Source organism: Corynebacterium ammoniagenes DSM 20306, from assembly GCF_001941425.1.
Classification (GTDB): domain Bacteria; phylum Actinomycetota; class Actinomycetes; order Mycobacteriales; family Mycobacteriaceae; genus Corynebacterium; species Corynebacterium ammoniagenes.
On sequence record NZ_CP009244.1, the window covers coordinates 650,710 to 672,490 of the forward strand.

General features: G+C 55.0%; 18 protein-coding genes. 2 read left to right on the forward strand and 16 right to left on the reverse strand.

Going from position 1 to position 21,781, the window contains the following annotated elements; genetic code table 11:
* Positions 1–10: 10 nt before the first annotated feature.
* Positions 11–1,786: an acetyl-CoA carboxylase biotin carboxylase subunit gene (locus tag CAMM_RS03175; RefSeq protein WP_003849657.1), complete on the reverse strand. Its 1,776-nt coding sequence runs from the start codon at positions 1,784–1,786 to the stop codon at positions 11–13.
* A gap of 202 nt (positions 1,787–1,988) precedes the next feature.
* Positions 1,989–2,867: a sulfurtransferase gene (locus CAMM_RS03180; protein WP_003849656.1), complete on the reverse strand. Its 879-nt coding sequence runs from the start codon at positions 2,865–2,867 to the stop codon at positions 1,989–1,991.
* Between the two features lie 362 nt (positions 2,868–3,229).
* Between CAMM_RS03180 and CAMM_RS03185 the strand changes: the two genes are divergently transcribed.
* The gene (locus tag CAMM_RS03185) at positions 3,230–4,315 is read left to right on the forward strand and encodes a Cj0069 family protein (protein ID WP_003849654.1); all 1,086 of its coding nucleotides are present in this window, start codon (positions 3,230–3,232) and stop codon (positions 4,313–4,315) included.
* A gap of 51 nt (positions 4,316–4,366) precedes the next feature.
* On the opposite strand, the gene CAMM_RS03190 is transcribed toward CAMM_RS03185, so the two are convergent.
* From CAMM_RS03190 to CAMM_RS03205, 4 genes are all read right to left on the reverse strand, one after another.
* Entirely contained in the window at positions 4,367–5,923 is a 1,557-nt protein-coding gene (locus tag CAMM_RS03190; RefSeq protein ID WP_003849653.1) for a GMC family oxidoreductase, read from the reverse strand.
* Between the two features lie 34 nt (positions 5,924–5,957).
* Complete coding sequence (locus CAMM_RS03195; RefSeq protein WP_003849652.1) at positions 5,958–7,445, reverse strand: aldehyde dehydrogenase family protein; 1,488 nt, start codon at positions 7,443–7,445, stop codon at positions 5,958–5,960.
* A 17-nt stretch (positions 7,446–7,462) separates the two neighbouring features.
* Positions 7,463–9,649 carry a choline BCCT transporter BetT gene (gene betT, locus CAMM_RS03200; RefSeq protein WP_147581030.1) on the reverse strand — a complete coding sequence of 729 codons (2,187 nt, stop codon included), beginning with the start codon at positions 9,647–9,649 and terminating at the stop codon, positions 7,463–7,465.
* 257 nt (positions 9,650–9,906) lie between these two features.
* The gene (locus CAMM_RS03205) at positions 9,907–10,869 is read right to left on the reverse strand and encodes a GlxA family transcriptional regulator (RefSeq protein ID WP_147581031.1); all 963 of its coding nucleotides are present in this window, start codon (positions 10,867–10,869) and stop codon (positions 9,907–9,909) included.
* 172 nt (positions 10,870–11,041) lie between these two features.
* On the opposite strand from CAMM_RS03205, the gene CAMM_RS03210 reads away from it, so the two are divergent.
* Positions 11,042–11,680, forward strand: a complete 639-nt coding sequence (locus CAMM_RS03210) for an HD domain-containing protein (RefSeq protein WP_003849647.1) — start codon at positions 11,042–11,044, stop codon at positions 11,678–11,680.
* Between the two features lie 83 nt (positions 11,681–11,763).
* On the opposite strand, the gene CAMM_RS03215 is transcribed toward CAMM_RS03210, so the two are convergent.
* From CAMM_RS03215 to CAMM_RS03260, 10 genes are all read right to left on the reverse strand, one after another.
* On the reverse strand, positions 11,764–12,588 hold the full coding sequence (locus tag CAMM_RS03215) for an aldo/keto reductase (protein WP_003849645.1): 825 nt from the start codon (positions 12,586–12,588) through the stop codon (positions 11,764–11,766).
* A 75-nt stretch (positions 12,589–12,663) separates the two neighbouring features.
* A complete protein-coding gene (locus CAMM_RS03220; RefSeq protein ID WP_003849643.1) occupies positions 12,664–13,104 on the reverse strand; it encodes a DUF3151 domain-containing protein in 441 nt (146 codons plus the stop codon).
* Between the two features lie 40 nt (positions 13,105–13,144).
* The gene (locus tag CAMM_RS03225; RefSeq protein ID WP_003849640.1) at positions 13,145–13,786 is read right to left on the reverse strand and encodes a Maf family protein; all 642 of its coding nucleotides are present in this window, start codon (positions 13,784–13,786) and stop codon (positions 13,145–13,147) included.
* 143 nt (positions 13,787–13,929) lie between these two features.
* Complete coding sequence (locus CAMM_RS03230; RefSeq protein WP_003849639.1) at positions 13,930–14,193, reverse strand: acyl-CoA carboxylase subunit epsilon; 264 nt, start codon at positions 14,191–14,193, stop codon at positions 13,930–13,932.
* A gap of 79 nt (positions 14,194–14,272) precedes the next feature.
* Entirely contained in the window at positions 14,273–15,832 is a 1,560-nt protein-coding gene (locus CAMM_RS03235; RefSeq protein WP_003849637.1) for an acyl-CoA carboxylase subunit beta, read from the reverse strand.
* A 119-nt stretch (positions 15,833–15,951) separates the two neighbouring features.
* On the reverse strand, positions 15,952–17,568 hold the full coding sequence (locus tag CAMM_RS03240; RefSeq protein ID WP_003849636.1) for an acyl-CoA carboxylase subunit beta: 1,617 nt from the start codon (positions 17,566–17,568) through the stop codon (positions 15,952–15,954).
* 215 nt (positions 17,569–17,783) lie between these two features.
* Complete coding sequence (locus CAMM_RS03245) at positions 17,784–19,457, reverse strand: alpha-amylase family protein (protein WP_003849634.1); 1,674 nt, start codon at positions 19,455–19,457, stop codon at positions 17,784–17,786.
* Entirely contained in the window at positions 19,454–19,690 is a 237-nt protein-coding gene (locus CAMM_RS03250; protein WP_003849632.1) for a hypothetical protein, read from the reverse strand. Before CAMM_RS03250 ends, CAMM_RS03245 begins: the two co-directional genes overlap by 4 nt.
* Positions 19,691–19,705: 15 nt before the next feature.
* Complete coding sequence (locus CAMM_RS03255; protein ID WP_003849630.1) at positions 19,706–20,542, reverse strand: carbohydrate ABC transporter permease; 837 nt, start codon at positions 20,540–20,542, stop codon at positions 19,706–19,708.
* Entirely contained in the window at positions 20,542–21,615 is a 1,074-nt protein-coding gene (locus CAMM_RS03260) for a carbohydrate ABC transporter permease (protein ID WP_003849628.1), read from the reverse strand. Before CAMM_RS03260 ends, CAMM_RS03255 begins: the two co-directional genes overlap by 1 nt.
* Between the last annotated feature and the right edge of the window lie 166 nt (positions 21,616–21,781).

Below are 21,781 nucleotides of genomic sequence, written 5' to 3' on the forward strand. Positions count from 1 at the left end.
AACCGTAGAACTACTTGATCTCAAGGATTGGGTTGCCCTTGTTGATCTGGGAACCGGACTCTACAGCCAAGTCGGAGATGATGCCGGCCTTGTGTGCCTTGACGGGGTTTTCCATCTTCATGGCTTCGAGAACAACGATGACGTCGCCTTCTGCGACTTCCTGGCCGTTTTCGACGTTGACCTTGATGACGGTGCCCTGCATTGGTGCCACGACGGTGTCACCGGATACCGCAGCCTTAGCGCCGCCACCGCGACGCTTCTTGGACTTCTTGCGTGGTGCAGCGCCACCGCCGACTGCCAAGTTGCCAGGCAGCGCAACCTCTACGCGACGTCCGTCAACTTCCACGACGTACTTCTGCGCAGGCAGTTCATCAGAATCTTCGGCAGCTTCAGCTGGATCGACATAGGCAGGAACTTCATTGTTCCACTCTTCTTCAATCCACTTGGTGTAGATATCAAAGCTTTCTCCATCACCAATGAAGGCTGGATCTGCTGTGATTGCCTGGTGGAAGGGGATAACCGTAGGCAGACCTTCGACGTGGTACTCGGCCAATGCGCGGCGCGAACGAGCAAGAGCCTCGTCACGGTTTTCGCCCCAGACAATTAGCTTGCCCAACATGGAGTCGAACTGGCCGCCGATAACGGAGCCAACACGCATACCGGAATCCACGCGAACGCCAGGACCAGCTGGCTCATCGTAGCGGGTTACGGTACCAGGTGCTGGCATAAAGCCGGCAGCAGCATCTTCGCCGTTGATGCGGAATTCGAAGGCGTGACCGCGCGGAGTGGGGTCTTCCTTGATGCGCAGCTCTTGGCCTTCTGCGATGCGGAACTGCTCGCGAACCAGGTCCAGACCAGTGGTCTCTTCGGTAATCGGGTGCTCAACCTGCAGGCGGGTATTGACCTCGAGGAAGGAAATGAGGCCGTCTGCGCCGACCAAGTACTCGACGGTGCCGGCACCGTAGTAGCCAGCCTCGCGGCAAATGCGCTTGGCGGATTCGTGGATGGAAGCGCGCTGCTCATCAGTCAAGAATGGGGCAGGGGCTTCTTCCACGAGCTTCTGGAAGCGGCGCTGCAGGGAGCAGTCACGGGTGCCGACGACGATAACGTTGCCGTGCTGGTCCGCTAGGACCTGTGCTTCGACGTGGCGTGCCTTATCCAAGTAGCGCTCCACAAAGCACTCACCGCGACCGAAGGCGCTGACGGCCTCACGGGTAGCGGATTCAAAAAGCTCAGCAACCTCAGACTTATCGTACGCGACCTTCATACCGCGGCCACCGCCGCCGAAAGCAGCCTTGATGGCGATAGGCAGACCGTGCTCTTCGGCGAAAGCTTCGACCTCTGCCGCATCCGCAACAGGATCCTTGGTGCCAGGGGTCATCGGGGCATCGGCGCGCTCAGCGATGTGGCGAGCGGTGACCTTATCGCCCAAGTCTGCAATTGACTGTGGCGAAGGGCCGATCCAGATGAGGCCTGCGTCAATGACAGCTTGCGCAAACTCTGCGTTTTCTGCCAAGAAGCCATATCCCGGGTGGACGGCATTTGCTCCGGATTTCTTCGCGGCGTCTAAGACCTTGTCAATCGCAAGATAAGACTCTGCGGAAGTCTGACCGCCAAGGGCAAATGCTTCATCAGCCAATTCGACAAATGGTGCATTTGCATCTGGTTCTGCATACACAGCAACCGAAGTGATATTGGCATCACGGGCTGCGCGAATGATGCGGACCGCGATTTCGCCGCGGTTGGCGATCAGAACCTTGGTGATCTTTTTGGATTCAACTGCCACGGCTATTTGACCTTCCTAAAAATAAATACTTTGAACTCTAACTATTCTTACACACAGAAACATGAGAATACCGTCATATTTTGCTTTTTCGCAACAAACTATATTAAAAACGCCCGTACCAGCGCAAACGTTTGCGGATACGGGCGTGTCTTTGATTACATTTGCTGCAACGAAGCCTGTGGAGCAGAAAAGAAGTGTTGAATTACTTGGCGTCTTTTTCAATCGGCATGCGAACCATGTTGCCCCACTCGGCCCACGATCCGTCATAGTTGCGCACGTTGTCAAAGCCCAAGAGGAACTTCAGCACAAACCAGGTGTGCGCACTTTGTGCACCAACATGGGAGTACAAAATGACGTCGGATGCCGAACGGAGTTCGCCATAGGTTTTGTTCAACTCTTGGAACGGGCGGAAGGTGGCATTGGGGTAAGTAGCCGCGTCCCACTTGATGTGGGTGGCGCCAGGGATATGCCCGTGGCGGAACGTGGTGCCGTATTGCGAGTCACCATTGGCGGAATACGCCGTGGGCTCGCCCTTGAATTCTTCGGCGCTGCGGGCATCAATCAATGCACGCTGGGGATCCTTGTCCACTAATTCGGCAACAAATGCGCGGTGTGCATCATCATTGCGCGGGATTTCTGGATAGTCTGACTCTGGAAAATCCGGGACCATATAAGAGGTATCGCGCTCTTCTGCCATCCAAGAGTCACGGCCGCCATCAAGCAGGCGTACATCTTCGTGTCCGTAGAGCTCAAAGATCCACAGTGCAAAGGCTGCCCACCAGTTGGACTTATCACCATAGATGACGATGGTGTCATCGCGCTTAATGCCCTTCGCTCGCATCAACGCGGCAAAGCCCGCGGAGTCTACGACATCACGCGTGTTTTGATCCAAAAGCTCGGTATGGAAATTAATCCGCGTAGCGGTAGGAATATGCCCGATGTCGTAGAGCAGGGAGTCTTCATCGACCTCGATGACACGCAGACCCTTAATGCCTAGTCGTGCGGAAAGCCACGGCGCCGAAACCAGGCGGCCGGGGTGTGCGTAATCCTGAAAAGGTGGGTGCGGATCGAATTCGGTCACGTCGGCGGCCTTTCTTTCGTGCGGTTACTTTTTATGTGCTCTAATGCGTCGCCTCAATCTTACAGTGCTCGGCTTTGAATGGTCACTTGGGATGAGCAACTGTGGTATTGGCTACACAATGTTCTTGACGTAAGAAGCCGTATTGCCTATGGTTGGAAAGATTTCCCGCTGACCTTGCTATTTTCAATACCTATTGCCCGAAAGACAGTGGTTACCCCCATTAAATTAACCGCTTTCTCAAGTGCGCAGAATGGGCATCGATAAGCTATTTTTCATGTGGAGGGTGCGGCTGAATGTGATGAGCCTTGGCAGTGCCCGCTTATCATCACGAAAGTTTCCACTAGCCCGGGAAGGGATCTCCCATGCACCAAGCAATTGTTGTCTTTGAAGTCGAAGGCGGCTCGGATAAGTATTTCGACGGTCACCGCAAAGACACCATGCCGATCGTCGAAGCCATCCGTGCTGCCGGCTGGCATGCCGAAGTTGTCTACTTCCGGCCGGAATGGCGCGAAGATATTTTTACCTATGTCTCTGAAAATTTCGATGCCTATATCTCTCGCGTTAATCCCGGAAATATCCTCGGAGGCGAGAAAGGCTATTTTGAGTTGCTCACGCAGCTCAGCGATGCCGGCTTGGTAGGCATGTCAACCCCGGAAGAGATGATGGCCTACGGCGCGAAAGATGCTTTGGTCAAGCTCAAAGATACTGACCTCGTGCCGTCCGATACCGCTGCTTACTACGACGTGGAGAGCTTTCACCAGGCTTTTCCCACGTCCTTGTCCTATGGGGAACGGGTGCTTAAACAAAACCGTGGTTCTACCGGCTCAGGCATTTGGCGAGTACAGATTGAAGACAAAGAACTCGCAGCATCGATTACGCCAGGCACGCCGCTGCCGCTGGATACCGAGCTGAAGTGTACTGAGGCAGTGGACAATCACACCGAGATTCGCCAATTGGGCGAATTCATGGACTTTTGCGACCGCTACATTATCGGCGATAACGGCATGCTAGTGGATATGCGCTTTATACCCCGCATCATCGAAGGGGAAATTCGCATCCTCCTAGTGGGGCCCGAGCCAGTGTTTGTGGTGCATAAAAAGCCCGCTGAAGGTGCGGATAATTTCTCCGCGACCTTATTTTCAGGCGCGCATTACAGCTATGACACCCCGCAGGCTTGGCCCGAGCTGGTGGAGATGTTCGCCGCTGCACGCCCAGAGATTGCAGAAAAACTGGGCGGGGACAATATTCCGCTGGTGTGGACGGCAGATTTTATGCTTGCCGATGACGACGCAGGCAATGACACCTACGTCTTAGGCGAGATCAACTGCTCCTGCGTCGGCTTTACCTCCGAGCTCGACATGGGCATTCAGGAGAAGATTGCTGCCATTGCTATCTCGCGAGTAGAAGAAAAGCACGCTGCATTAGCTCTCGGAGATGTAGCTTCTTAAGAAAATCCAGCCCGCTCAAGCCACGATGACTTCAGCGGGCGGGGCGAGTGATTATCCTTCAGCGACCAGCTGGGCTGCGCGTTCACCGATCATCATGCAGGTGATATTCGGGTTGACCGCGGTCAGCTGTGGCATTACTGAGGCATCTGCCACGCGCAGGCGGTTGACGCCCTTGACGCGCAATTCGGGATCGAGCGGGGACATGTCATCGTCAGCGGATCCCATGCGGCATGAACCAGCTGGGTGGTAGACCGTGTTATGGGTCTTGGCGACGTAATCAGCGATTTCCTCATCAGTTTGGACCTCTGGGCCAGGGGAGAGCTCACGCTTGACGACATCGGCCAAAGCAGGCTGGGAAGCAATCTTGCGCGCTAGCTTGATGCCTGCGACCGCAATACGCATGTCGTAGCCTTCCTCGTCAGTAAAGTAGCGAGGATCCACGGCAGGCTTATCGCGGAAGTCATTGGAGCGAAGACGCACGGTACCGCGTGAGCGCGCGTGCGTGACATTCGGAGTTAACGCGAAAGAATTCTCTGCGGTTGGGTAGCCCTGACGCACGGTATGCATATCAAATGGCACTGAACCATAGTGCATCATCAAATCGGGCAAATCGGTGTTGTCATCGATTTGGGTAAAGATTCCGATTTCCCACCACTGCGTGGAGTCAGAAACCATATCAACCGTGGTTTCAAAGTTGATCACTGCTTCCGGGTGGTCCTGCAAGTTCGATCCAACACCAGGAGAGTCAACGCGTACATCGATGCCAACCTCTTTGAGGTGCTCCGCTGGGCCAATCCCTGAGAGCATGAGCAGCTGCGGAGTATTGATAGCACCTGCGGACAGGATCACTTCGCGCTTGGCGTTAAGTACCGCGCGGCGGCCGAAAACGTCACGCTGGTATTCAACGCCGGTCGCGTTGTTCTCATCGTCAAAGACAATGCGGGAGACCCACATATCGGTCAGGATATCGAGGTTTTCACGGCCTTCGATGGGATGCAGATAAGACACCGAGGACGAAGAACGGGTGCCGTCCTGCTTGGAGTTGATCTGGAAGAAGTTTGCGCCGTGTTTGACGGTTTCTCCCATATTGAAGTTCTTACGTGGAATTCCAACTTCTTCGCAGGCATCCAGCACAGCAACACCAACAGGGTCAGTTGCTGGAACCGTCATAATGTTGACCGGACCATCGTGACCATTCTGGTCACCTTCATGGTCATTGGTCTCCAGCTTCTTGATCAGGGGAAGGACGGTGTCGCGGTTCCACCCGGTTGCCCCAAGCTTCTCCCACAAATCGACATCTTCTGCCGGGGTGTGAAAAGCAATGCATGAGTTGTGCGAGGAACAGCCGCCGAGCACCTTGGCGCGGGAGTGGCGCATGAAAGAGTTGCCATTTTCCTGCTTTTCGATGGGGTAGTCCCAGTCGAGTCCAGATTCGAGCAATTCTGGCCAACGATTAAGCGTGAGTACTTCATCATGCTTGGAGTCATGCGGACCTGCCTCAATAAGGGCAACAGTCACATCTGGGTTCTCGCTTAGACGAGCAGCTAATGCAGAGCCACTGGATCCACCACCAACGATGATGTAGTCGTATTCCTTCTGATCAGCCATGAAGGCCTCCTTTTCTATTATTTTTTTAGCGCGGTTACTTGTTGGTGGTCTTATTAGGGAACCAACCAGTAACTGCTGGCTCAGTGTTTTGGTAGATGTGCTTGGCCTGCTGGTACTCCTCTAGACCCGATGGGCCGAGCTCGCGGCCGATGCCCGACATCTTGAATCCGCCCCATTCCGCCTGTGGGATGTAGGGGTGGTAGTCATTAATCCAAATGGTGCCGTGGCGCAGCTTGGACGAAACGCGGTGCGCCTTGCCCTGGTCAGAGGACCACACGCCACCCGCAAGACCGTATTCAGTGTCATTGCCCAAAGCGATGGCCTCAGCCTCGTCCTTAAAGGTTTCCACGGTAATGACTGGGCCGAACCCTTCTTCCTGCACTGCAGGGTTATCGGAGGAGACTTGGTCAATGACAGTCGGAGCGTAGAAGATTCCCTTGGCCAGGTCGCCTTCTCCCCAGTGGCCACCGCAACGAAGACGTCCGCCAGCTTCGATCCCGCGCTCAACATAAGAGGTGATCTTGTCGCGGTGCTCCTCGGAGATGAGAGGACCAGTCTCTGCAGCTTCATCAAATGGTCCACCCATGACGATGCCTTCGGCGCGACGAACGAGCTCATCGACGAAGTCTTCAGCGATTGTTTCTTCAACGATCAAGCGAGCACCCGCAGAGCAGACAAGGCCGGAGTCTAAGAAACCTGCGTTGAGCGCATTATCGACGGCTGCGTCGAAGTCAGCATCCGCGAAGACAATATTGGGATTCTTGCCGCCGAGTTCGAGAGCAACCTTCTTAACGCCCTTGGCTGCAGATTCTGCAATCTTTTGGCCGGTAGCCAAACCGCCGGTAAACGAAATCAGATCGATTTCTGGGTGGGAGGACAAGAGAGCGCCAACGTTGGCGCCGTCGCCCATGACGACGTTTGCGACACCTGCTGGCAATCCCAAAGAATCAAGGACATCAGCCAGAAGCAGGGTGGTAGAAGGCGTGAGCTCCGATGGCTTAATAACAAAAGAATTGCCTGTGGCAAGTGCTGGCGCAATCTTCCAGGAAGCCTGCAGCAGAGGGAAGTTCCACGGCGTGATCATGCCGCAGACACCCATTGGCTCATAGACGACGCGGGAGACCACGGCTGGGTCACCGGCATCGACCAAACGACCCGGGTTGGAATCAGCGATTTTTCCGTAGTAGCGGAAACAACCGGCAATATCGTCCATATCGCCTTCAGATTCAACCAGGCGCTTGCCGGTATCCAGCGACTCCGCGCGAGCGAACTCATCCTTTCGGCGCTCGATCTCTTCGGCAACTTTGATGAGGAAATCACCGCGTTGGGACGCAGGAACGCTGGACCAGACTCCAGATTCGAAGGCTTCGCGGGCAGCGAGGATCGCCTTTTCCGCATCCTCTTTGCCACCTTCGGCTACTTCCGCCACGACCTCACCGTTGGCAGGGCAGACGATGGTGCGCGTTGCTCCAGAGATGGAGTCAACCCATTCACCGTTGATGAAATGCTGAGTGTGAGCCATTTTAAGTACTCGCTTTCTTAGTTTGAGTTCGATTCACTGTCGGTTATATCGGTATCGACGCTACCGGTTCCATCCCACTCAGTGGGCGCGGTCGTTTCCACACCAGTAAAAGACGTTCCTGCAGTACCGCCCATTGCCATGTAGGTCAGGTGTGTCTCATAGGTGCTGACAACATCCTCGATAACTTGCTCCTTCGTCAGCCCCATCACGTTGATGCCGCGCGTGCCTCGCGCAGTAAAGACTTCAACCGTGTAGTAGTTCTCGTTGCCTTCAGTGCCTTCGTTATCCTTCGGCGCCCACGACGGAGTGGCGTGCATGACGGGGGAGAGTTGGTATTTGAATTCTTCTTGTTCAGGGAACTTAATCGTGGCATCAACAAACGGCATGCCGTCTTCGGCAGATTCACCTTGGGATAGGTAAACATCCGTTCCGAGTTCCCGAAGCTCAAAGGCAACGGTGGACACCGCAGGAATACCAACTTCTTCGACGAATTTCCGAGCCTGTTCTGGCCCCGGGAACGCCATGCGGCCAGCTAATCGTTCCTTCCACGGAGGCTGCCCGGAGCCGGTGGTCGTGCCACGCGATGCTCGGGCCACCGAGTAGAGCCTGGAGTCCAAACTGCGAGACTCGGCTCGAAGCGCCTTCAGGACACTCGCCATGAGCAGATACATCACGACCGAGAATGGCAGGCCGATCAATACCGCGGCCGCCTGGAGCGTGTACACGCCGTCGATAAAGAGCATGACCAGCGTCAACGCACCGGTGATAACAGCCCAGACAATGCGTAGCCACGGTGCACCATCAGAGTCATGTAGTGAGGCCTTGGAGGTCATATTCGCCATGACCAGGGAACCGGAGTCAGCGGAGGTGATGTAAAAGAGCATGCCCACAAATACTGCAACCGCAATGAGCACGGTGCCGCCGGGGTATTGCGAGAGCAGATTGAAAAATCCTGATTCAGGTAGCTCAACAGCTTCTTGGAGGAAGGCGTCATCGCCCGCGCGGAAGAAGGACAGCGCAGCATTGCCGAAGATGGACACGAACAGCAAGATGAATCCAAACGGAATGATCAGCACACCGAAGATAAATTCACGCAGGGTTCGTCCCCGAGAAATACGTGCGAGGAAGAGGCCCACAAAGGGAGCCCAGGCCATCCACCATGCCCAGAAGAACAGCGTCCAGTCACCCAACCACTGATCAGCGGGGTAGTCGGCGGCACCTTCGGTGTAGGCGAAGTTATTGAGCAGCATGCCAGGGAAGCGGCTAAAGAAGTCGCCAATATTTTGTACCAGTTGTCCGAGTAGTTCGGCGGTTTTCCCGGTGACCAAAATCCATAACAGCAGGCCGAGGGCGAGAAGTACGTTGAGCTCGGATAAACGCCGAATGCCCTTATCAACACCGGAGACCGTGGAGAAGATGGTGATTAATACTGACAGCGCGATCAGCGCGACCTGCACTGCCGCGTTGGTTGGAAGCCCGAACAGCTCCGAGAGTCCGTAGTTGAGGAATACAACACCGATACCGAGTGAGGTGGCGATGCCGAAAATCGTGCCCAACGTTGCGGTGATGTCGACGGCATTTCCAGCGCCTCCGTGGATGCGCTTGCCGAAGATGGGAGCTAGGGCTGAGCGAATACTCAGCGGTAAGTGGTAGCGGTACGCAAAAAGACCAAGGGCGGTGCCCATGAGTGCGTACATTGCCCAGCCTGGAATGCCGTAGTGGAACATGGTCCAAATTGGAGCCATGCGTGCGGCTTCGTCCGAAAGTGGGGTTCCTTCAGGCGGGGTGAGATAGTTTGTTGCTGGCCCAGCAATGGAGAAAAACATCAGGTCGACGCCAATGCCGGCGGCGAACAACATGGAAGCCCACGTAAACAACCGGTATTTCGGTCGAGAATGGTCCGGACCTAAACGGGTATTGCCTACTCGTGTCAGTGCGATAACGACGACGAAGAGAACGATAATCCCCGCGGTGAGAATGTAATACCAGCCGAGATTTGCGGCGATCCAATCCATGGACCCAAAAATGACGGTCTCGGCTTGTCCTGGTGCTATCCATGCCCAGAGGACGAAGGCGGTGATCAAACCAGCAGCAGTGAAAAAGACGGGCTTATTGACAGTGGAATGCTTGTGTTCATCTGAAGAGTCAGTGTCTTTCGGATCTTCAGAAGCATCTCTTATACGAGACTTGGCAATATTTGCCATAAAACCTCCGTTAACCTTGTGCATCGGAAATACCTGCGCAGGCACTCGTCCCAGGGTAGGCGATTAGAGATTTTGGGGCAAAAATAAGGACTATTTATATTTCCGGATACTTCTGTATGCTTCCGATTATAAATTCACTCATTGCTGCAGGCGGCGCGCGAAACCCGTGGTCAAATGTGGCTTTTGCAGGCCGTTCAACGTGGATTTGTAGTTTTCATAAATCCACATTGTGGTTACTGTCTAAGGACTAGTAGCTATTAGTTTTCGGGAAATGTGGTGCCAAACCGCGCGCGGTATTCCGTGGGTGACATGTGAATCCGGCGTTCAAAAGAACGGCGCAGATTTTCATCATTGCCGAATCCGGAATGCCGCGCTGCCGCGGTGATGCTGTAGCCCTCAAGGATCAGCTCTTGGGCCGTGTACAGACGCATCTTTTCAATCCATCGTCCGGGCGACATTCCCATCTCTTGCTGGAAGAGTCGGCCTAAATGCCGCGGGCTGACCGCGACGCTGTTAGCTAATGAGGCCAAAGAATGATGGCCCTGTGGATCGGCATTGAAGATGTCCATTGCTTTTCTGACAATCGAATTGTTCACTGTCGTCGGGATGTCGTGGCTGACAAATTGTGATTGCCCGCCGGGGCGCTGCATAAAGACCACCATGTCCTGCGCGATAGTGCGAGCGGTGGCAGCGCCGTGGTCTTCTTCGACCAGCGATAGCGCCAGGTCAATCCCCGCGGTAATGCCGGCGGAGGTGATAAAGCGGCCGTCGTGGACATGCAAAGTATCGTGGTCAACCTTAATCTTGGGATAACGCTTGGCCAGCTCCCGGGTATTGCGCCAATGGGTAGTCGCTTGCCTGCCGTCCAAAAGGCCCAGTTCAGCGAGAACAAAGGCGCCAGTGCACACACTGGCGATGCGGTGAGTGCCCGGCATATTCGATATTAAAAACTGCGCGGTATCTAGCAACCCATCGGGCCACGGCTGATCCGGTAGGAGATCGGCGCCGGGGATGATAAGCGTGTCGAGCGAAGCGGCATCGACAAGCGATGGCTGTGCGGTCTCGGCGATGGCAAACCCGCTGGATGTCTCGACCGTGCCACCTTGGGGCGAAAAGCGCACGATGTCATAGCCTGGTGCGCGGCTGAGCACTTCCGCTGGGCCGGATACATCCATCAAGGTAACGCCCGGGAAAATGAGGAAACCAACTTTTCTGGTCATCGCGCTATGCCATTTCTCCCACGGAGTTGACCGCATGAGCCTGCTGCCGTGTCCCATAATGTGGTTTATATGGCCTAAAAGACATGGCCTGAGTCTAGTGCACTTTGCGATAGTGGAGGGTGATCGTGAAATTCACTATCGATAGACCTCGAATTCATTCAAGGAGTAAGTCATGGCAGAAACAATCTCCGGAATTACCATCCCTGATTCCAAACTAGCGCAGGAAGCAACAGAACTTGTTCGCGAGTTCGCTTCTGAGCTCATTTATGATCACTCGCGTCGCGTCTATATCTTTGGTGCATTACGCGGGGAACAAGACGGCATTGCCTACGACCCTGAACTGTTGTACGTCGGTGCCATGTTCCATGACTTGGGACTGACCGATAAATACCGCCGCAAGGACCAGCGCTTTGAAATTGACGGTGCAGATGAAGCTCGCCGCTTCCTGCTCTCCCACGGGGTGACCGATGATGATGCTGAGACCGTGTGGAATGCCATTGCTTTGCACACCACCCCGGAAATCCCACTGCACATGGCAGCAGAAATCGCGCTGGTGACCCGTGGGGTTGAACATGATGTTCTGGGCATTGGGTATGACACCATCTCGGAGGAACAGCGCGCGGAAATTGTGAAGGCGCACCCACGCCCAGACTTTAAGAACCGGATCCTCGAAGCATTTACCAACGGCATTAAAGACCGTCCGGAAACAACCTTCGGCAATGTGAAAGCCGATGTTTTAGAGCACTTCGTGCCTGGTTTTGAACGTGGGGACTTCGTGGAAGTTATTCGCGAGAATAAGTGGCCGGAGTAAATAACTACAAGAACACATGGAAAAGTGGTGCCCGGCCGATGCGGTGGGGCACCACTTTTCATTATCTTAAGCGGTGTGAGGTTTTAAAATTCCTCGTAGACCGCTGGGTCTTGATCCTTGATGCGGCCATCGGGGCGGCCGAGATCATTAATCGCGCTAATTTCTTCCGCAGACAGCGTGAGCTTGACTGCCTCGAGGTTAGACTTTTGGCGCTGTGGGTTGGTGGAGCGTGGAATCGGAATGATGCCGCGCGAGTGGTGCCAGGCTAGGGCAACTTCGCCGGCGCCGACGCCGTGGTTGTTGCCGATATCCACTAGGACTTGTTCTTCTACCAAACCCCGGCCATTGCTCAGGGGGCTCCATGCCTCGGTCTTAATGCCGCGGGCATCGTGCCATTCGACCTTCTCTACCTGCGGGAAGTAGGGGTGAAGTTCAATTTGATTAACGACAGGCAGCTCGCCAGTTTCTTTTTCTAGGCGCTCGATGTGCTCGGGCAAGAAGTTGGACACACCAATGTGGCGCACCAAGCCGCGATCGCGGGCATCGATAAGTGCTTGCCAGGCCTCGACATACAAATCCTTGCTGGGGTTAGGCCAGTGAATCAGCAGCAGATCGAGGTAATCCACGCTCAAGCGGTAGAGGCTTTCTTCAATGCGTGGGCCGGCCTTGTCGAATTCGTGGAAGCGACCGGGCAGCTTGCTGGTGACGATGAGCTCCTCGCGCGGCACACCGGATTCACGCAGTGCAACGCCGACGGCGCCTTCATTTTCATAATTGTAGGCGGTATCAATTAACCGGTAACCGGTCTGAATGGCAGAGGTCATTGCCTCAACGCCGGCTGCACCATCTAAGTGCACGGTGCCAAAACCAATATCTGGGAGTGAAAGTGCGTTTTCTTGAGTAGCCATATGAGCCACACTAATGAAAAAGCCTGCACTTTACATGGCGAAAAGCTAAAAAGTGCAGGCTAGCAGGTAATTAAGCTACTTATCTTCTTTATCTAGAAGAGTGGCTACAGACTTCGGGTCGGCATCGGAAAGCATCTGTCGAAGACGGTCATATTCCTCGTCCTCTCCAATGGCCTGCGCTGCGTGGCCCAACGCGGCGATAGCACGCAGGACGCCTTGGTTTGGGTCATGGCTATAAGGAACCGGGCCCCAGCCCTTCCAACCGTTGCCACGCAGGCGATCCAAGCCACGGTGGTAGCCGGTACGCGCATAGGCATAAGCGGTAATAAAAGAAGCTGGCTCGGAACCAGGAGTTAGTGCCTGCTCGAGCTCTTCTTCAGCCAGCACAGCCCAAGCATATGGGCTAGCGGGGTATTTCGCTGCTAGTTCGCGCGGGGTGTAATCCTTGGCCTGCGTTTGAGCGGGATCCTCAGGAAGCTTTACGGGCGGTGGTGCAAGCATGTCATTAATTTCCATGCCCACCAATCTACCTGGGAGATCTAGTTCGTGGCAGGACTCATCTCACAGTCAGGGCTGCTGCGGTGTTTTCCTCTGCTGGAACGTCTGGCTTTTCCCAAAATTGGCTGACAGAAAGGCCAAAGGAATACAGCCCGCGACGGACAACCGGTAACGAAAGCCCAATGACGGAGGAGGGGTCGCCTTCGATGCGATCAATAAACCAGCCGCCGATTGCTTCTAAGGTAAAGGCACCGGCGCACGCCAAGGGCTCCCCGGTGTTGGCATAAGCGCGGATATCAGCCATGGTGGCTTGCGCGAAGCGCACGGTAGTCCGCGAGGTCTCTACATGCACCTGGTCACCCCAGATGACGCAATGTCCGGTGAGAAGCTCAGCCGTCTTGCCGGCTTGTTGCTCCCAGCGGTCAATGGTGGCTTCGACAGTATGTGGCTTGCCCTGCAGTGCGCCGTCTAAAAGCAGCATGGAATCGCCACCGATGACAACATCGTTGGGAAAATCTGGGGCAATCTTTTGTGCCTTGGCTACGGCAAGCTGGGACACGATCTCAGCTGGAGCGGCATCGCCGAGGGATTCGATGAGCGCTGCTTCATCAACGTGCGCGGGGCGCAGAATCGGCTCAACACCAGCGCCGCGCAGAATAGAAGCGCGCGAAGGTGATTGAGAAGCGAGAATAATTTGCATGCGGGGAATTCTAGATCACCTTGGAGCAGCAAGCATAAAAAGCAGCGGTGGTGCACACCGATGAGAGATCGTGTGCGCCACCGCATTGTCGGCCAAACTAGCTGCTCAGCACCGCTTTGCTGGTACCTGAAACAGGTAATGACCTAGTAAAAGCGTACGTTTTGGAATGCCGCAGGATTGAACTGCAACCGCGCGTTATAGCGGTCTTCGGGGCGTCCCCACAGATTGCGCTCACCGTGCTTGGACACACCAGCACCAGCAGCTTCGCGGCGTGCCTGGTTGGACAGTTGCGCAAAGACCGCGGTAAGAGCGGCGATTTCACTGGCGGAAGGGTTCCCCTTGACCACGCGAAACAGTGGTGCTGAGGTGGCCTTGTCGGCGGAGTCAGTAACAGTTGAAGTGGTCATGTCTTCTCTTCCTTTGGTGTAACTGGTGCGTCGGCGGCAACAAGCATCAAGCTTATCGATGCCGCTGGGTACGTGCGGGTTAGAACGTGATATTGCCGTGCTTTTTCATCGCTGCAGGAACAACCTTGCGTTCCAACAGGCGCAGTCCCTCAATGAGATGTCCGCGGGTGGTATCCGGGGAGATAACCGCATCCACCATGCCGCGTTCTGCCGCCTGGTAGGGACCCATGAACTTCTCTTCCAGCGCGTCCTTGTGCTCATCAGTAGCGTCCGCGCCGTAGATAGCCTCGGCAGCCTGCGAGGTCTGCGCAACGGCAATCTCCGCGGTAGGCCAGCCATACGCCAGATCTGCGCCTAAGTCTTTCGATCCCATGAAAACGTAAGCAGGACCCAAAGCCTTGCGGGTGATAACCGTAATCTTGCCGACGCTAGCTTCCGCGTAGGCATAAGCCAGTTTGGTTGCACGACGAACCAAGCCAGCCTTTTCTTCCTCTGGGGAAGGAATAAAACCGGGGGAGTCAACGAAAGTAACAACTGGCGTATTAAAGGCATCGCAGGTGCGGATGAAACGCGCGGCCTTTTCTGCGGCTGCCGAATCCAGCGCGCCGGCATTAGCCAAAGGTTGGTTAGCAACAATGCCCACGCTACGGCCTTCAATACGTGCAAAACCGGTAAGCACGTTGTCCGCAAAGCTGCCGTTGAGTTCAAAGAAGGTTTGAGCATCCACGACATTGTCTACAACATCGCGCATGTCATACGCTGCTGCCGCCTCATCCGGGATGACGCTCAGCAGTTTTTTATCCTCATCGTTAACATTTTCGGCAATGGAGCCAGCCATAATGTCGGCTTCGGTACGTGGTGCTTCCGCCCGGTTATTAACCGGCAGGTAGCTGAGCACATCGCGAGCAAGACCTAGGGCGACCTCGTCGCTTTCTGCGACAAGGTGCGTGGTGCCATTGTCAGAATGTACCTCCGCACCGCCGAGTTCCGCAGCGGTGGACTCCTCACCAAAGACCTGGCTAACAACACTGGGGCGTGCCTGGTGCAAAGCAGCCTGGGAGGTCATGACGATGATATCGGACCAGCCGGGCAAGAAGGAGGCCATGCCTTCGGTATCTCCAACGACAACGGAGACCTGTGGAATCAAGCCCGACGCCTGGGTGGCGCGAGCCATGATGCGGCCGTACATACCTAAGGTGACAATGCCTTCTTGAACGCGTGGCCCAGCGGAAGCATGAATGCCGACGATAGGAACGCCTGTCTTGAGCGCAAGATCGTAGATTTTGATGATCTTTTCGCCATAGACTTCCCCGAGGGTGCCCTCGAAGATAGATTCATCTTGGCTAAATACGCACACTTTGCGTCCGTCCACGGTGCCAAAACCGGTCACAACGCCATCGGTTAAAGGCTTATTGTGCTCACGGTCAAAGTCCACGGAGCGGTGGCGTGCTAAGGCGTCGGTTTCTACAAAGGAACCGGCATCGAGCAAAGCATCAATTCTTGTCCGGGCAGTCAGCTGGCCTGCGTCAGTACCTGCATCAACTGCGTCCCCACCCAATGGCTGCACCGATTCGGTGAGACGACGATCTAAGTCTTCGATCTTGCCGGCTGTCGTTTTCAGATCCGGTTTATTAGTCATAAACAGCTAGTTTACAACCCCGAACAGTCTTCGACATAGCCAGCCGCATTCAGCCATTGGCGTGACCATGTCGGTCAGTGGCGAAGCGGTGGATATAACGAGATTCGGGGTGCAACTTTCTACAGCGGGATGTTGCCGTGCTTGCGTGCTGGGCGTGCAACATTCTTATCTGCGTACAGGCGCAGGTTGCGTGCCACCATCTGACGGGTTTCAGAAGGCAAGATGACAGCGTCAATCAAGCCACGCTCAGCAGCCTTGTACGGGTTGAGCATGTGGTCTTCGTACTCGCGCTCGAAGGACTTCGCCAACTCGTTGACGTCCAAGCCCTTCTCGTGAGCCTGCTTGAGTTCCTTGCGGTAGATAAATCCAACCGCGCCGGAAGCACCCATGACAGCGATCTGAGCGGTAGGCCATGCCAAGTTCACATCAGCGCCAAGGCCCTTGGAGCCCATCACGCAGTATGCTCCGCCATAAGCCTTGCGCATGGTCACAGTGATCTTTGGAACGGTTGCTTCGCCGTAGGCGTAGAGCAGCTTCGCGCCGCGGCGCAGAATGCCGTTGTGCTCCTGGTCAATACCTGGCAGGAAGCCTGGTACGTCGACGAGCAGAACCAGTGGGATGTTGAAAGAGTCGCAGGTGCGGATGAAGCGTGCGGCCTTTTCAGAGGAGTCAATGTCCAAGCAGCCGGCAAAGACGGTGGGCTGGTTGGCGACAAAGCCGACGGTTTGGCCTTCGATGCGGCCAAAGGCAACGACGACGTTTTCTGCGCGCTCGGCCTGGATTTCCATGTACTCGCCGTCATCGGTCAAGGACTCGATAACTTCGCGTACATCATAAGGCTGGGTCGGAGAATCCGGAATGATCTCATCCAACTTGAGGTCATCAGCGGTGATCTCATCCTCGAAGTCGGTGTCTTCAATAGGTGCCTGGTGGCGGTTATTGGAAGGAAGGTAAGCGACCAAGTCGTGAACCCAGTCCAACGCCTCTTCATCGCTGGCTGCGGTGTAGTGGCTGTTGCCAGCATTGGTCATGTGGGCTGATGCGCCACCGAGTTGTTCCTGGGTGACTTCTTCGCCGGTGACGGTCTTGATGACGTCTGGGCCGGTGACGAACATCTTGGACTTTTCTTCCACCATGACAACGAAGTCGGTCAGGGCAGGGGAGTAAGCGTTACCACCTGCGCAGGCGCCCATGATGACAGAGATCTGTGGGACTACGCCGGAGGCCTTGATGTTTTGGTAGAAGGTTTGAGCGATCCAGTCCAGGGAGACGGAGCCTTCCTGGATGCGGGCGCCAGCGCCTTCATAAAGACCAATCAAAGGGCGGCCGGTGGTAACAGCCAGCTCCATAATCTTGATCATCTTTTCGCCGTAAACTTCACCCAGTGCGCCGCCGAAGACAGTGCCGTCCTGGGAGAAGATGCAGACTTCGCGTCCGTCGATGGTGCCCCAGCCGGTCACAATGCCGTCGGTGACAACCTTCTTTTTGGACATGCCAAAGTCGGTCGTGCGGTGCTTGGCTAGCATGTCGGTTTCCACGAAGGAACCTTCATCAAGCAAGTAGTCTAAGCGCTCGCGCGCGGTGAGTCGGTCTTGGGCGTGCACCTTCTCAACCGCAGTCTCACCCATGGGCAAGGTCGCTTCAGCGCGGCGACGCTTTAATTCGGCAAGTTTGCCTGCGGTGGTGTTGTCGTCTTCCAAGCTGTCTAGATCCGTGAAAGGTGAGGAAATGGTCATGTTTCGAAATCCTAGACTCTATTCCCGCTAACTTCCACCATTGAACCCCGGTGATTTCTATCACAAAACTAAAGTATGCAGGTCATGGTGTTGCTGTCGGCAGAAAAAAGATGAGAATTCCCTCGTGTTTTGTCGAGGATCACTCATATTTTCCTGCCCAAGACTAATGAAAGCTTGCGCATGTAAAGCGGGAATGAGAGTAAATAGTGGGCGGATTACGCAGAATATAAGGCAGAGAGCCACAGATAGCCGAAGGCCGGAATCGCATCCCCGGCACGAACTTCGGAAACCCCATGCTCAGATCCAATTTCTACGTGCCCCACGCCACCCAAAGGCGTCAGCGCCTGTTTCGGTATGTCAATGGGGTACGGCGCAAAGTTATACAAGCACACCAGGGGTGCAGAGCCTAGCGGGTCCGAGGCAATCACGCGGTCTTCTTCCTTGAGCGTGCGCAAAATAGCAAGCAAAGAAGGCTCGGTAACAGCAATAGATTCATAATTGCCGATGCCGATTTCCGGATGAGCCTTGCGCGCCGCAATCAGCGAACGCACAAATCGCAAAAGTGAATCAGGGTCGTGGCGCTGCTCTGCCACCGATAGCCCGAAGCCGCCGACAATCGGACGCTTGGGAGTTTCAGAGGTGGTAAATCCAGCACCGGGTCCGGGCTCCCATTGCATCGGGGTGCGCACCGCGTCGCGGTCCTGCAGCGACGGATCATCTTGCATGCCGATTTCTTCGCCGTAGTAGACAAAGGGTGCGCCGGGAAGCCCGAACATGAGGGCAAACATGAGCTCAATTTTGGCGCGGTCATTGTCCATCAACGGTGCCAAGCGCCTAGCGATGCCCAGGTGTGCGCGCATGGAATCATGGGGCAGGAACGCCGAATACAACAGGTCGCGTTCAAATTCCGAGACCATCTCCAAGGTCAGCTCATCATGGTTGCGCAGGAAATTGCCCCATTGCGTGCCAGGTGGCAGGTGCAGCAGCTCAGGCATGATCTCTTCGATGGGGCTGGCCTGGCTGGTAGCGATGGCTTGATATAACCGCGGCATCAGCGGGAAATTAAACACCATGTGCATACGGTTGCCGTCGCCAAAATACTCGCGCGTCTCCGCGGGCGGTTGATTGGCTTCGGCCACCATAAAGGCATCTGGGTAGTGCTCGTCCATGTACACACGCAGCTTTTCGATGAATTCGATAGTCTCCGGAATACTTTCTCCTCCGGTGTCATCACGCTCATATAAATAAGGAATGGCATCGAGGCGAAAGCCGTCTAAACCCTTGCCCATCCAAAAATCAACCAGGGAGAGGACTTCTTCGTGCACCGCCGGATTGTCATAGTTTAAATCTGGTTGTTCTTTGTAGAAGCGGTGGAAGTAGTACTGCCCGCGCACCTCATCAAAGCTCCAATTACTTGATTCCACATCGGTGAAGATGATGCGAATATCTGGATAGCGGTCTGGATCATCGCCCCACACGTAATAATCTCCGTAAGGACCTTCGGGATTTTTGCGAGATTCCTGGAACCAGTAATGATCCATGGAAGTGTGGTTTAAAGCGAGATCCGTAATGAGCTTCATGCCGCGCGCATGCACGGCAGCAATGAGATCTTCGAAGTCTTCCATGGTGCCGTATTCAGGGTGCACCGTTAGGTAGTCGGAGATATCGTAGCCATCATCGCGCAGCGGCGAGGCATAAAACGGCGAGAGCCACAAACAGTCGATGCCCAACCATTGCAAGTAATCGAGCTTTTCTTCCACGCCTTTTAAGGTGCCAATGCCTTCGCCCGCGGTGTCATTGAAGACCCCAACCAGGATTTGGTAGAACACAGCATTTTCATACCAGGGGCGCGGAACGTGACTTTGTGTAGAAAGTTCAGTGTGCGTCATAAGTTATCAGTATCTTCTGGGTAGTTGTGCTGAAAATATTTCTTCTTACCGCGATAGATCATCCACGTGCCAAAGACGAACCCGGCGGCCACAAAACCGGGCCAGATAGCGGGCTCTTCCGCAAAGACGTTCAAGATTGCCTGCAATAGGGCTAGAGCGGTGATGAAACCGACGAAGCCGAGGGCGGTATCCCATAAAAGGTTCGCCTGTTGTGGGTGGTACTTGCCAGACATTATTAGCTGCTACCTTTAGCCCTTTACGCCACCGGCAGTTAGCCCGGCAACAATGCGGTGCTGGAAGACCAGGACCATGATGATAAGCGGAATGGTCACCAACGCGCCAGCCGCCATGGTCGCGGCATAAGGGTATTCAAACGCAGAAGGGCCGGAAAAGCGTGCGATAGCGACAGTGACCGGTTCCGTATCCGTGGTGGAGAGCTGGCGGGCGAGCATGAACTCATTCCACGTGGTGATAAACGCAATAATCGCGGTGGTAAATAGCGCTGGCGCTGCCAGTGGCAACAAGATTAGACGGAAGGCCTGGGCTTTGGTCGCGCCGTCGACGCGGGCTGCTTCTTCTAATTCCCATGGAAGCTGTCTAAAAAAGCTCACCAGCGTGTAAATCGTCAAGGGCAGGGCGAAGGAAATATTAGGAATGATCATCGCGCGGTAGGTGCCAATCCAGCCTAAATCACCAAAGAGCTGGAAAAGTGGGGTGACCAGCGCGATGCCGGGGAACATGGAAGCTGCCAAGATGACGCCGGTGACGATACCTTTGCCCGGAAAATCCATGCGCGCTAGAACGTAGGCAGTAAATACGCCGATCGCAACCGCTAGTGCCGTGGTTAATAGCGAGATGAGAAGGGAGTTGCCAATCGCGCCGAGAAAATCATTGCCTTTATCTGTGGCCAGCGCGTCCTTGAAGTTATCTAAGGTGATATGCGTGGGCCACGGTGTGGTGTCAAAGGTGTGGTCGGAATCGCGCAGTGCGGTAACGACCATCCAATAAAACGGGGCGAGGCCCCAAAACATGATGAAGATGATGCCGGCGTAGTGGCCGATTTGTGAAATCTTGGATTGTTTCATCAGCGATCACTCTCCGCGCTAGGCTCCGTCGCTGCCGAGCCGTGTCCTACTGCGGCTGGAACCGGACTCGGCGATGGCTCAGTGGGTTGGTCACGGTCTGTGTCATGCTTTTTATGTCTTTTCGGTTTATCCATTCCTGTGCCGCCTGCGATATCGGCGCCGAGGAATTTAATGAGGATGAACGCGATTGCGAAAATAAGCAGGAAGATCAGCGTGGACATAGCCGAGGCAGAATTGAAGTTTCCTTGGCGCATATCTTCGACAACTAGCTGCGAGATCGTAGCGGTCGGAGAATTAGACGAGCTCGAAATCATAATCACCGGCAGGTCATACATGCGCAGTGCATCGAGCGTACGGAATAAGATAGCTACCATCAGCGCAGGCTTTACCAGCGGCAAGGTGATGTGGATAAAGGTCTGCCACCGCGAGGCGCCGTCGATGCGGGCAGCTTCGTAGACATCTTTCGGAATCATTTGCAGACCGGCCAAAATCAGCAGCGCCATAAACGGCGCGGTCTTCCAGACATCAGCGATGATCACGGCAAACCGCGCGGCCCACGGGTCAGTAGTCCAGGCAATTTGTTGGTTGAGTACTGAGTTGACGATGCCCTGCGGTGCGAACATGAATTGCCACAACTTGGCAGTCACGGCGGTGGGAATAGCCCAGGGGATAAGCACGGCAGCGCGTACGAGGCCGCGACCGCGGTAATCACCATTCATAATCAACGCCATCATGATGCCCAAGATGGTCTCTAAGAGCACGGTGGTTACGGCGAAGAATAGGGTGATTTTTACCGCTGGCCAAAAGTCAGTGGCAATCACACCTGGGGGACATACGGAAACCTCGCCTGTAGGAGACATGCAGCGGTTGGTGGTCCAGTACAGGTAGTTCTCGAGCCCCGCGAACCCACCTTCGACAAACGTGCCGGTCTCGGGGTCGAGGCGGCGGTTGCCCTGGAAAGACAGCATGATGGCGCGGATAACCGGGTAGCCAATAACGACGGCCAAGGTCAGTAGCGCAGGCGCAATTAATAACGCTGCGGGAAGGTACCGCTTGGCACGGGAATTTTTCACAGAAATAGTGTCATTCCTTTGTTGTCTCGTGCACTGGGTTGAATAAGCCGTGCTTAATGGCAGACACTGTGCTGGTGTTGCCCGTCACGCCATGCTCGCCTCAGCGCGTCTTGCCACTTGGTTGTGTAGTAAACGACACTATCACCCGCGCTGGGCAAAATTAGAG

Bases quoted from the DNA above. Each gene is read 5' to 3' on its own strand.
- CAMM_RS03185 (WP_003849654.1), top strand. From the start codon at position 3,230: ATGCACCAAGCAATTGTTGTCTTTGAAGTCGAAGGCGGCTCGGATAAG.
- CAMM_RS03190 (WP_003849653.1), bottom strand. From the start codon at position 5,923: ATGGCTGATCAGAAGGAATACGACTACATCATCGTTGGTGGTGGATCC.
- CAMM_RS03195 (WP_003849652.1), bottom strand. From the start codon at position 7,445: ATGGCTCACACTCAGCATTTCATCAACGGTGAATGGGTTGACTCCATC.
- betT (WP_147581030.1), bottom strand. From the start codon at position 9,649: ATGGCAAATATTGCCAAGTCTCGTATAAGAGATGCTTCTGAAGATCCG.
- CAMM_RS03205 (WP_147581031.1), bottom strand. From the start codon at position 10,869: ATGACCAGAAAAGTTGGTTTCCTCATTTTCCCGGGCGTTACCTTGATG.
- CAMM_RS03210 (WP_003849647.1), top strand. From the start codon at position 11,042: ATGGCAGAAACAATCTCCGGAATTACCATCCCTGATTCCAAACTAGCG.
- CAMM_RS03215 (WP_003849645.1), bottom strand. From the start codon at position 12,588: ATGGCTACTCAAGAAAACGCACTTTCACTCCCAGATATTGGTTTTGGC.
- CAMM_RS03220 (WP_003849643.1), bottom strand. From the start codon at position 13,104: ATGGAAATTAATGACATGCTTGCACCACCGCCCGTAAAGCTTCCTGAG.
- CAMM_RS03225 (WP_003849640.1), bottom strand. From the start codon at position 13,786: ATGCAAATTATTCTCGCTTCTCAATCACCTTCGCGCGCTTCTATTCTG.
- CAMM_RS03230 (WP_003849639.1), bottom strand. From the start codon at position 14,193: ATGACCACTTCAACTGTTACTGACTCCGCCGACAAGGCCACCTCAGCA.
- CAMM_RS03235 (WP_003849637.1), bottom strand. From the start codon at position 15,832: ATGACTAATAAACCGGATCTGAAAACGACAGCCGGCAAGATCGAAGAC.
- CAMM_RS03240 (WP_003849636.1), bottom strand. From the start codon at position 17,568: ATGACCATTTCCTCACCTTTCACGGATCTAGACAGCTTGGAAGACGAC.
- CAMM_RS03245 (WP_003849634.1), bottom strand. From the start codon at position 19,457: ATGACGCACACTGAACTTTCTACACAAAGTCACGTTCCGCGCCCCTGG.
- CAMM_RS03250 (WP_003849632.1), bottom strand. From the start codon at position 19,690: ATGTCTGGCAAGTACCACCCACAACAGGCGAACCTTTTATGGGATACC.
- CAMM_RS03255 (WP_003849630.1), bottom strand. From the start codon at position 20,542: ATGAAACAATCCAAGATTTCACAAATCGGCCACTACGCCGGCATCATC.